The sequence below is a fragment of the Pseudomonas sp. NKUCC02_KPG genome (assembly GCF_019345465.1).
Taxonomy (GTDB): domain Bacteria; phylum Pseudomonadota; class Gammaproteobacteria; order Pseudomonadales; family Pseudomonadaceae; genus Aquipseudomonas.
On sequence record NZ_JAHKRC010000009.1, the window covers coordinates 222884 to 234999 of the forward strand.

The 12116-nt window shown below is 59.2% G+C and carries 8 protein-coding genes and 1 pseudogene; all 9 read right to left on the bottom strand.

Going from position 1 to position 12116, the window contains the following annotated elements:
* Positions 1-264: 264 nt before the first annotated feature.
* Positions 265-2817 (bottom strand): glucans biosynthesis glucosyltransferase MdoH, encoded by a 2553-nt coding sequence (gene mdoH, locus KO536_RS14540; protein WP_133076778.1) that lies wholly within the window; start codon positions 2815-2817, stop codon positions 265-267.
* On the bottom strand, positions 2810-4501 hold the full coding sequence (locus KO536_RS14545) for a glucan biosynthesis protein G (protein ID WP_133076779.1): 1692 nt from the start codon (positions 4499-4501) through the stop codon (positions 2810-2812). Before KO536_RS14545 ends, mdoH begins: the two co-directional genes overlap by 8 nt.
* A 231-nt stretch (positions 4502-4732) precedes the next feature.
* The gene (gene dtd, locus KO536_RS14550; protein WP_133076780.1) at positions 4733-5170 is read right to left on the bottom strand and encodes a D-aminoacyl-tRNA deacylase; all 438 of its coding nucleotides are present in this window, start codon (positions 5168-5170) and stop codon (positions 4733-4735) included.
* A complete protein-coding gene (gene pip, locus KO536_RS14555; RefSeq protein WP_133076781.1) occupies positions 5167-6138 on the bottom strand; it encodes a prolyl aminopeptidase in 972 nt (323 codons plus the stop codon). The genes dtd and pip overlap by 4 nt, the downstream gene beginning before the upstream one ends.
* 174 nt (positions 6139-6312) lie before the next feature.
* Positions 6313-7119 carry an N-formylglutamate deformylase gene (gene hutG / locus KO536_RS14560; RefSeq protein ID WP_133079158.1) on the bottom strand — a complete coding sequence of 269 codons (807 nt, stop codon included), beginning with the start codon at positions 7117-7119 and terminating at the stop codon, positions 6313-6315.
* 11 nt (positions 7120-7130) lie between these two features.
* Entirely contained in the window at positions 7131-8336 is a 1206-nt protein-coding gene (gene hutI, locus KO536_RS14565; RefSeq protein WP_133079157.1) for an imidazolonepropionase, read from the bottom strand.
* Between the two features lie 27 nt (positions 8337-8363).
* On the bottom strand, positions 8364-9767 hold the full coding sequence (locus tag KO536_RS14570; RefSeq protein ID WP_219262193.1) for an amino acid permease: 1404 nt from the start codon (positions 9765-9767) through the stop codon (positions 8364-8366).
* A 75-nt stretch (positions 9768-9842) separates the two neighbouring features.
* Complete coding sequence (gene hutH, locus KO536_RS14575; RefSeq protein ID WP_219262194.1) at positions 9843-11375, bottom strand: histidine ammonia-lyase; 1533 nt, start codon at positions 11373-11375, stop codon at positions 9843-9845.
* Between the two features lie 138 nt (positions 11376-11513).
* Positions 11514-12116 (bottom strand): annotated as a pseudogene (locus KO536_RS14580) (urocanate hydratase); the annotation flags it as partial.

The window sequence follows — 12116 nt, forward strand, 5'->3', positions numbered from 1 at the left end:
AGGCGTTGGCCAACGGCAGGCTCGATTCAAAAAGCCAATACAGCCGGGCACTCACCCATTCGAAAACGGATGCTAACTCACTGAGGGTTATGAGACGAGTTTTGCGAGAGAAAAGCACTATAGGCCGCAGGAACTGTAGTCGCTGCCGAAGGCTGCGAGGGGGGGCGTGGTACCTTTGGAGAAACGGGTTGCTACGCAACCCTTCGCAGCCTTCGGCAGCGACTACAAAGCAAAAGCCCCACCGAGGTGGGGCTTTTATATCAATCAGGCAGCAGGCTGTAGCGGCAACAACGGTGCGTGAGGGTCAGCGGCAACCGACTCACGCCAGGCGTTCAGCCAGCCTTCGTGACCTTCGTTCCACACCAGCGCGTGCAAGCGGGCCAGGGCAACAGGGTCGCTCAAGAGCTCCATGCGCTCTTTGTCGCTGACACCCTGAGGACCCACCTTGAGTGCGTGACGCACACGTTCAGTACGCAGCCATTCAATCGGCTCGGCCTCACGGTGACGCGACGTCGCAAGGGCACAGGCCAGTGCGTTCTGCTGTGGATCAACCACGGCCCGCACAAAACCGTCATGCAGTGCGTGGTAGCGGTTTTCGTGGGTGTATTCGGCTGTGGCCGACAATTCACGGGGTGGTGCGTATTCCTCAGGAATCAGGAACAGGCTTTCATCGCGAGTCTTGAGGCCCAGCTTGACCCGGCTGGAGATCACCGACACCGGAATCGACAACATCAGCGAACCGACAATCGGCACCAGCCACCACAAAAAGCTCGGGTTCAACCACAACACCAACGCAGCCCAGGCCGCACCCAGCAGGGTTTGCGGACCATGACGGCGCACCGCTTCGCTCCACGGCGTGGAGTCATCGTCACGCTGTGGCGAATTCCAGGTCGCCGCCCAGCCCAGGAACGCAGCCAGTACAAAGCGGGTGTGGAAGATCATGCGCACAGGTGCCAGCAGCATCGAGAACAGCATCTCCAGCAGCATCGACAGCGTGACCTTGAACTTGCCACCAAACTCTTTCGCGCCCTTGGCCCAGATCAGGATGATGCTCAGCAGTTTAGGCAGGAACAACAGCACGATCGTGGTCGAGAACAGCGCCACGGCTTTATCCGGGTGCCATTGTGGCCACAGCGGATACAACTGGCGCGGTTCCATGAAGTACTGCGGTTCCATCAGCGTGTTGACTGCCAGCAAGGCGGTCGACAGCAACAGGAAGAAGAACCACAACGGCGCAGACAGGTAAGACATCACGCCCGTGAGGAACACCGCACGGTGTACCGGGTGCATGCCCTTGACCAGGAACAGGCGGAAGTTCATCAGGTTGCCGTGGCACCAGCGACGGTCACGCTTGAGTTCGTCCAGCAGGTTGGGCGGCAGTTCTTCATAGCTGCCCGGCAAGTCGTAGGCAATCCACACGCCCCAACCGGCACGGCGCATCAACGCGGCTTCAACAAAGTCGTGAGACAGGATCGCGCCCGCAAAAGCACCTTTACCCGGCAACGGCGCCAAAGCGCAGTGTTCGATAAACGGCTTCATGCGGATGATTGCGTTGTGGCCCCAGTAGTGGGATTCACCCAACTGCCAGAAGTGCAGACCGGCAGTGAACAGGGGTCCGTACACCCGCGTCGCAAATTGCTGCATGCGCGCATACAAGGTGTCCATGCCCGATGCTCGCGGCGCGGTCTGGATGATCCCGGCGTCTGGCGTGGCTTCCATCAAGCGCACCAGGCTGGTCAGGCATTCACCGCTCATCACGCTGTCCGCGTCGAGCACCACCATGTACCTGTAATCACCGCCCCAGCGACGGCAGAAGTCGTCGAGGTTGCCGCTCTTGCGCTTCACACGACGGCGACGACGGCGATAGAAAATTCGCCCGAAGCCTTCTGTTTCGCGGCACACATCCAGCCAGGCCTGTTGCTCGGCAACACAGATGTCAGGATCGTTGCTGTCACTGAGGATAAAGAAGTCGAAGCGATCCAGATCGCCGGTCGCGGCAACCGACTCGTAGGTGGCGCGCAAACCTGCAAAAACACGGGTGACATCTTCGTTGCAGATCGGCATCACCAGCGCAGTACGTGCCTGTTCAGGGATTGCCTCATTCCCGGCGCTTTTGCCGGAAATACGGTACTTGTCGTGGCCGGTCAGCAGCTCCAGAAAGCCCATCAAGGCCGTCCAGAAACCCGCCGATACCCAGCAAAACAAAATCCCGAACAGAATCAGGATGCTGGTCTGCAAGGCATACGGCAGCACTTGTTGCGCCGTTTGCATCAACGGCTGGTGCAGCACCTCTTCAAGGTCGACAAACGCCCAGCCCTGGTACGGCATGATGCCTTTCATGTACCAGCCGGCAACGATGGTCTGACCCAGCATCAAGACCAGCAGGATGTAACGGCGGATCGAACCCACCGTACGCCAGCGGGCATGGGGTAATACACGCTCGTCGATTTTCGGCGCAGGCGGATTGCTGCGACCGGTCAGGCGCCGCCAGCCACGGACCAGAATGTTGGTGCGCCACGGCTCGGGCACCACCTTGGTGCGACGAATCGGCGGCGTGGCCTTGAGCATCACCCGGCCGCTGGCATCGAGGGCGAGCATTTCTGCTTCCTCAAGCTCTGCGGCCGACGTCAGGTTCAGACGCGTGCCCACCGAGGCCTGCGCGGCCTCAGTAGCATCGACATCGGCCTGCGTGGACAGACGCGCATGCAACTCGGCGAACGAGGTGCAGCTCGCAAGGTCCGCGCGCTGCTCATCGCTCAGTGGCAGATGCGCCAGGTACTCGCTGAGCGAGGCTGGCTGGGGCTGAGCATTACTCATCGGCTGGCAACTGGTAGCTCCAGGTCTCGGTCAACACTTTTTCAGTCTTCACCGGTTCTGGAGTGGCTGCAGGCGCTTGGGCCGCAGGGGCCTTGGCGTCCTTGGCCACGTGATCTTTCTTCTCGTGTGCCTTGGCCACAGGGGCTTGCTCGATGTCCTGAACCAGCGCTGCGCGCATCTCTGTGGACTTGCTCGGATCCTTGATTTTCATCCGCAGCGTCAAGCGCCAGCCCTTGGTTTCAGGGTTGTAACGCACGTTGTTCTCAACCAGTTCGGCGTTGTCACCGACACTGACCTGACTGCGTACCGGGGTGTTTTCTGGCAAGGCCTTGAGCGACGGGCCTTCGAAGTCCACCAGATACGCAACGCTGCCGTCTGGCTGACGGATCAGGTTCGATTGCTTGACGTCGCCGGTCGAGCGCAGAGTTTGTTTGACCCAGGCGCTATCCGTTGGATGCAGGGCAGCTTCGTCCAGGGTCCAGTGCATGCGGTAAGCGAAATCAAACGGTTTGAGCGGCTCTGGCAGTGTTTCCGGGCTCCAGAACGCAACGATGTTGTCGTTGGTTTCATCGGCGGTCGGAATTTCTACCAGGTCAACGGAGCCTTTGCCCCAGTCACCCTGCGGTTCGATCCAGGCGCTTGGGCGCTTGTCATAGTTGTCGTCCAGGTCTTCGTAATGGCTGAAGTCACGGCCACGTTGCAGCAAACCAAAGCCGCGCGGGTTTTCAACCGAGAAGTTGCTGACCGACAAGTGTTTCGGGTTGTTCAGCGGACGCCAGATCCACTCGCCGTTGCCGGCATGAATGGCCAGACCCGACGAGTCGTGCAACTCGCGACGGTAGTTCAGGACTTTGGACGGTTGGTTGGCGCCGAACAGGAACATGCTGGTCAGCGGAGCAATGCCCAGCTTGCCAACCTTGTCACGCAGGAACATTTGCGCTTTGACGTCCACGACGGTGTCAACACCAGGGCGCAGGGTAAAGCGGTAAGCACCGGTAGCCCGTGGCGAGTCCAGCAAGGCGAAGATCACCAGGTGCTTGTCGTTAGGCTTGGGTTTTTCGATCCAGAATTCGGTGAAACGCGGGAACTCTTCACCCGACGGCAATGCAGTATCGATCGCCATACCACGGGCCGACAGGCCGTAGATCTGGTCCTTGCCCACAACGCGGAAGTAACTCGCGCCGAGCATGGTCATGATTTCGTCCTGCTTATCCGCCTTGTTGATCGGATACAGCACGCGGAAACCCGCCCAACCGAGGTTCTCGGTAGCTTTTGGATCAAACTGGACATCACCGAAATCGAAACGACTGGCGTCGTACTTGATTTCTTCAACCGTGGTGGCCGTCACTTCGTTGATTTTCACCGGCGTGTCGAAATGCATGCCCTGGTGATAGAAGGACAATTTGAACGGGGTTTTATCGCCCGCCCACTGGGCCTTGTCACGGTTGAATTGAATCTTCTGGTAGTCCGCGAACTTCATGTCGCGGAACTCTTTTGGCAAATTGCTGCGTGGCGCTTGGTATTTCTGTTCGGCGAGGGTTTTAGCCTCAGCCGCCACGTCATCCAGACTGAATGCCCACAGTTGACCCGCACCGAACAAGCAAAAGAGCGCAGAGCCCGTCACCAGTGCGTTGCGTAACCGCTTGGCAGACATTTTTGGTGCATTAAATGGACTAACAATCACGAGCAAACCTCGCCGAAAACAGATGATGAAACCAACGGCCAGCGATCTAAATGCCAGGTTGGCGAGCACTGTTCCGACCGTCAAAGGAATGAATGATTCCCCAGACGCGTCGGATTAGTCTCTGTGTAGCGCAGGATTATCTAGTAGCCCGCGTGACAACGCATCTACTGTCAGCAAGTATTTCTCGCTAAAACCGCCTGTTTTCAGACGAAAACGCGGTTTTTAAGGGTTTTAGATTTGTAACAGAAATGTCACAGGGCCATCATTGACCAAATGCACCTGCATATCGGCCCCAAAACGACCTGATTCTACTGTCGGGTGAAGACGTCTGGCCTCTCCCAGCAGATGATTGAACAACGCCTCGGCCAACGCAGGAGGGGCCGCCGTGGAGAAGCCGGGGCGCAGGCCACTTTTGGTGTCTGCCGCCAGGGTAAATTGCGATACCAGCAGCAAACCACCGCCAATATCGGCCAGCGAAAGGTTCATTTTGCCTTCGGCATCGCTGAACACCCGGTAGTTGAGGAGCTTGTGCAACAACTTGGCGGCGCTTGCCTCGGTATCACCGGGTTCGACGGCGACCAGCACCAGCAACCCCTGGTCGATTGAACCGACTATCTCCCCCGCGACCTCAACCCGCGCCCCACTGACACGCTGCAACAACCCCCTCATGCTTCGTCCGGTTGCAAGTTGAGCAGGCTGCGGGCCATTTGCTCGGTGGCGCGTACCAATGCATCGGTAATCCCGGGTTCGGAAGCGACGTGTCCGGCTTCACGAATGATCTGCAGCTCACTGCCCGGCCAGGCCTGATGCAGCTCCCAGGCGTTATCCAGCGGGCAAATCATGTCGTAGCGACCATGCACGATGACCGCCGGCAGATGCGCAATCTTGTACATGTCACGCAGCAGCTGATTGGGCTCCAGGAACGCGTTGTTCATAAAGTAGTGGCATTCGATGCGGGCAATGGACAGTGCCCGGTGCGGGTCACAGAAGCGCTCGACCACTTGCGGGTTTGGCCGCAAGGTAGCCGCACGGCCTTCCCAGGTCGACCAGGCCTTGGCCACGTGCATCTGGGCAATCTGGTCATTGCCTGTCAGGCGCTTATGAAAGGCACTCATCAGGTCATGACGCTCATCCGGCGGGATTGGCGCTATGTATTCCTGCCAGTAGTCCGGAAAGATCCGGCTGGCACCTGCCTGATAGAACCATTCGATTTCTTGAGGACGAGCCAGAAAGATCCCGCGCAGAATCAGCCCGTGCACCTTGTCCGGATGGCTTTGCGCGTACGCCAGTGACAGGGTCGAGCCCCATGAGCCACCAAACAGCACCCACTTGTCGATGCCCAGGAACAGGCGGATCCGTTCCATGTCGGCAACCAGGTCCCACGTCGTGTTGCTGTCCAGACTGGCGTGGGGGGTTGAACGCCCGCAACCGCGCTGATCAAAGGTAATGATGCGGTACAGGCCCGGATCGAAGTAGCAGCGGCTGTTGGCATCGCAGCCCGAACCCGGTCCACCGTGGACAAACACCACTGGCAGGCCGTCTGGCGAACCGCTCTCGTCAACGTAAAGCACATGCGGGCCATCGACTGCCAGTTCATGCCGGGCGTAGGGTTTGATCTGCGGGAACAAGGTCTGCATTACGCACTCCGGGAGGTCGGGATAATGTTGCCTCTGGCATCATAAACCCGATTGGGTGCAATGAGCATGCCCTTAAAAACACTGTGGTTGAATATCGGGCTGTTGCTTAAACCCTGTGGGAGCGGGCTTGCCCGCGATGGCATCGCGGGCAAGCCCGCTCCCATACAACCCGACTCAGCCCTTGGAGTATCGCTGCTGGCCCCACTCGATAATCCGCGCCAGCAACTGCTTGAGCACCACCTGGGTCGGTGCCGCAAGGTCTTCACGATAGTTGAACGGCTCGAACTCTTCCATATAAGTGCACTGGGCCAGTTCCAGCTGCACGGCATGGATGTTGTCCGCCGGACTGCCGTAGTGACGAGTGATATGACCGCCCTTGAAGCGTCCGTTCAGGATGTGGCTATAGGCCGGATGCTCGGCACAAATGGCTTCAAGGTCGCGGGCCAGGGTCGGATCGCAACTGGCACCATTGAAAGTGCCCAGGTTGAAGTCCGGCAAGCGCCCGTCAAACAGGTGCGGTACGCAAGAACGGATGGAGTGCGCATCAAACAGCAGCGCATAGCCAAACTCGTCCTTGAGGCGCTTGAGTTCCTGCTCCAGGGTCAGGTGGTAGGGTTTCCAGATCTGCTCCAGATACGTTGCACGCTCTGCGGCAGAAGGCACCTGCCCTTCGCGAAACAATGGCACACCGTCGAATAGCGTGGCCGGGAACAGCCCGGTGGTCGCACCTACATACATCGGCGCATCGTCCTGCGGGCGATTGAGGTCGATCACAAAGCGCGAATACTCCGCCGCCAGGGTGCTGGCACCCAGTTCGGCGGCAAACTCATAGAGCCGCGGGATATGCCAGTCGGTGTCCGGCAGGCTTTGCGCTTCGGGGATCAGCCCGGCCTTGACCGCAGGTGTCAGCTTCAAGCCTGCATGGGGCATGCTGATCAGCAATGGCACACGGCCTTGTTTGAATGTCAGAACCTTGTCCACAAGCTTTTCTCCTAAAGCGTTACGTCAACGCCGCTGCGCACGACGCGTTTGTCCAGATCACCACCCAGCCAGTAGGCCAGGTCTGCCGGACGATCAATGTTCCAGGCAACAAAGTCAGCCACTTTGCCGGGTTCAAGCGAACCGTGGGTCTCGCCCATGCCCAATGCCGTCGCTGCATGCTGGGTGACGCCAGCCAGGGCTTCTTCGGGGGTCATGCGGAACAAGGTGCAGGCCATGTTCAGCATCAGGCGCAACGACAAGCCAGGGGACGTGCCGGGGTTGAGGTCGCTGGCGATGGCGATTTTCACTCCGTGCTTGCGCAGGGCGTCCATCGGCGGCAACTGGGTTTCACGCAAGAAGTAAAACGCACCGGGCAAGAGCACGGCCACGGTGCCGGAGGCGGCCATGGCAATGGCGTCTTCTTCGGTCATGAATTCCAGATGGTCCGCCGACAACGCCTGGTAGCGCGCCGCAAGGCTTGAGCCATGCAATGAGGACAACTGCTCGGCATGCAATTTGACCGGCAAGCCCAATTGCTGCGCCACTTTGAATACCCGCTCAACCTGGGCGGGCGAAAACGCCAGGTATTCGCAGAACGCATCCACCGCGTCTATCAGACCTTCGGCAGCCAACGCGGGCAGCATCTCGTTGCAGATATGCTCGATATAGTCGTCGGCACGGTCCTTGTATTCCGGCGGTAAGGCATGGGCCGCAAGGCAGGTGCTACGCACCGTGACCGGCAACGCTTCACCCAGACGACGGATCACCCGCAAAATTTTGCGCTCGCTTTCAAGGCTCAGGCCGTAACCGGACTTGATCTCGACGCTGGTGACGCCATCGCGCAGCAAACACAGCAAACGCTGACGGGCACTGGCGAACAATTCATCTTCGCTGGCAGCTCGGGTCGCACGCACGGTGCTGGCAATACCGCCCCCGGCTGCGGCGATTTCTGCATAGCTCACGCCCTGCAAGCGCTGCTCGAATTCGCCGCTGCGATTACCGCCAAACACCGTGTGCGTATGGCAATCGATCAGCCCCGGCGTCACCCACGCCCCTTCCAGGCCGTGGGTTTGACCATACTCGCCCGTCGGCAACTGCTGACGCGGACCAATCCACTCAATGTAGCCATCACGGGTGACAATGGCGGCATCCTCGATGATCGAGTACGTGCCATTGGCCATGGTTGCGACATTGCAGTGTTGCCAAAGGGTTTTCATTGCGTCACTCCGTCAATGTTCAAAAACTCAGGAAAGCTCGGGAGCCACTTCAATCGCCCGACCCGCTGCCGGCTTTACCCACAATAGATAAGCCACCACCAGGAATACAATCCAGACCGCGCCTACCATCAGTGCCGCCTGGGTCTCAGGGAAGTAACCCAGTACGCCGAAGATAAACACCATGAATGCGATAGCAGCCATTGGCGCATACGGCCAGAACGGTACCGGGAACTTGAGTTCGGCTACTTGCTCACGGGTCATGGAGCGGCGCATGGCCACTTGGGTCACCAAAATCATCAACCACACCCAGACCGTGGCGAAGGTGGCAATCGAGGCGATGACCAGGAAGATGTTTTCCGGGATCAGGTAGTTGAGCACCACACCGCCCAACAACGTAGCGCCCATCACCAGTACGGTCATCCACGGCACGCCATGGCGGGAGATTTTTGCAAAGCCTTTAGGTGCCTGCCCTTGCTGGGCTAGGCCATACATCATGCGACCCGCGCCGAAGATGTCGCTGTTGATGGCCGACACCGCCGCCGAAATCACCACGATATTCAGAATGGTGGCCGCCGAGCTGATGCCCAGGCTGTCAAAGATCTGCACAAACGGACTGCCCTGGCTGCCGATCTGGGTCCAAGGGTAGATCGCCATCAACACAAACAGGGTCAGTACATAGAACAGCAGAATGCGCAGCGGCACCGCGTTGATCGCTTTCGGAATCACACGCTGCGGATCTTTGGCTTCGCCGGCAGTGATGCCGATGATTTCAATACCGCCGAAGGCAAACATCACCACGGCAAACGAAGCGATCAAACCGCCCACGCCATTAGGCATGAAGCCGCCGAAGGACCACAGGTTGCTGATGCCGGTAGCCACGGCATCCGTGCTGCCAGACGTACCGATGCCAAACAGCATGATGCCGAAACCGGCCAGGATCATGGCCACGATCGCGGCAACTTTAAGCAGCGACAGCCAGAACTCCATTTCGCCAAAGACTTTGACGCTGCACAGGTTCAAGCCGCCGATCAGCAGCACGATGCCCAGCACCCAGATCCAGCGCGCGACTTCCGGGAACCAGAAGCCCATGTAAATGCCGAAGGCGGTGACATCGGCCAGACACACGATGATCATCTCGAAGGCATAGGTCCAGCCCAGGATAAAGCCGGACATGGGGCCCAGGTAGGTGCTGGCATATTGGCCAAACGAGCCGGATACCGGGTTATGCACGGCCATTTCGCCCAGTGCACGCATCACCATGAACACCGCGGCGCCACCAATCAGGTACGCCAGCAGCACAGCAGGCCCAGCCATTTGGATGGCAGCGGCTGAACCATAAAAAAGACCCGTTCCGATCGCTGAACCCAGCGCCATAAAACGGATGTGGCGAGCGGATAGCCCGCGTTTCAAACCTTGAGTCTGGTTTTGCATTTCGCGTCCTTGATTATTTTTGTCGGCGAAAACAGAGACGCAGAGGGTCGATAAGACCCTCTGCGTTTTTTGGGGTTACAGGCTTGGCAGAACGTGAGCAGGCAGCAGATCGTTCAGGCAACGGGTTGCCAGCAGTTGCATGGCAACTTCGATATCCGGTGCGAAGAAGCGGTCTTTCTCATAATGAGCGACCTTGCTGCGCAGGGTGGTACGAGCGACTTCAAGCTTGGCCGAGGTTTTCAGGCCATCACGCAGATCCAGACCCTGGCACGCGGCCAGCCACTCGATCGCCAGTACGCCACGGACGTTTTCGGCCATTTCCCACAGACGCTTGCCAGCAGAAGGGGCCATCGATACGTGGTCTTCCTGGTTGGCCGAGGTCGGAATGCTGTCAACGCTGTGTGGGTGGGACAACGCCTTGTTCTCGCTGGCCAGGGCCGCAGCCGTTACCTGAGCGATCATGAAGCCGGAGTTCACGCCACCATTGGCCACCAGGAACGGCGGCAATTGCGACATGTGCTTGTCCATCATCAACGAGATGCGACGTTCGCTCAGCGAACCGATTTCTGCAATCGCCAGCGCCATGTTGTCAGCAGCCATTGCAACCGGCTCGGCGTGGAAGTTGCCACCGGAGATCACGTCGCCCTGCTCGGCGAATACCAGCGGGTTATCCGACACTGCGTTGGCTTCAATGCCCAGCACTTCGGCGGCCTGGCGGAACTGGGTCAGGCAGGCACCCATCACTTGCGGCTGGCAACGCAGGGAGTACGGGTCTTGTACCTTGTCGCAGTTCTTGTGCGACTCGGACACTTCGCTGCTCGCGCCCAGCAGGTCGCGGTAAATGGCAGCGGCGTCGATCTGACCGCGTTGACCGCGGGCAGCATGAATGCGTGGATCGAACGGCGAGCGCGAACCCAGAACGGCTTCAACGGTCAGGCCGCCACAGGCCATCGCGGCAGCAAACAGGTCTTCGCCTTCAAACAGACCGCGCAAGGCATAGGCCGTCGACACTTGAGTGCCGTTGAGCAGGGCCAGGCCTTCTTTGGCAGCCAGGGTCAGCGGCTCAAGACCGGCTTGTTTCAAGGCCGTGACGGCATCCAGCCACTCACCCTTGTAACGGGCCTTGCCTTCGCCCAGCAGCACCAGCGACATGTGCGCCAACGGCGCCAGGTCGCCGGATGCGCCTACCGAACCTTTAAGTGGAATGTGCGGGTAAACCTCGGCATTGATCAGCGCGATCAACGCATCGATCACCACGCGACGAATCCCGGAGAAACCACGGCTCAGGCTGTTGACCTTGAGCACCATGATCAGGCGTACCAGATCATCGCTGATTGGCTCGCCGATACCGGCTGCGTGGGACAGCACCAAGGAGCGCTGGAGGTTTTCCAGGTCTTCGCTGGCAATTTTGGTCGAAGCCAACAAACCGAAACCGGTGTTGATGCCGTACGTGGTGCGGCTCTCGGCAAGGATCTGCTCAACGCACGCCACACTGGCATCGATCTGCGCCGACGCACTTTCGTCCAGGCTCAGGGTGACTGGCTGCTGATAGATGTCACGCAGTTGGGCAAGGCTCAGTTGGCCGGGGATCAGGTTTAACTCAAGCACGTTAATACTCCTTCACGCGTGTAACCGAAATGTATGTGGTAGTCGCTGCCGCAGGCTGCGAAGGGTTGCGGAGCAACCCGTTTTCTTGAAGGCCCTGCTAGCCCCTTCGCAGCCTTCGGCAGCGACTACAGGTATTTATCAGCCGTTGATCATCGGCAGGTTCAGGCCCTGCTCGTTTGCACAGTCGATGGCGATGTCGTAGCCCGCATCTGCGTGACGCATCACGCCGGTTGCCGGGTCGTTGTGCAGGACACGGGCGATACGCTCAGCCGCTTCGTCGGTACCGTCACACACGATCACCATCCCCGAGTGCTGGGAGAAGCCCATGCCCACGCCACCGCCGTGGTGCAGCGAAACCCAGGTCGCGCCGCTCGCGGTGTTCAACAGGGCGTTGAGCAATGGCCAGTCGGACACGGCGTCCGATCCATCCTTCATCGACTCGGTTTCACGGTTCGGGCTCGATACCGAACCGGAGTCCAGATGGTCGCGGCCGATCACGATCGGAGCTTTCAGCTCGCCGCTGCGCACCATTTCGTTGAACGCCAGGCCCAGCTTGGCGCGCTGGCCCAGACCGACCCAGCAGATACGTGCCGGCAGACCCTGGAAGCTGATGCGCTCACGAGCCATGTCCAGCCAGTTGTGCAGGTGGGCGTCGTCAGCGATCAGCTCCTTGACCTTGGCGTCGGTTTTGTAGATGTCTTCGGCATCGCCCGACAGCGCGACCCAGCGGAACGGGCCTAC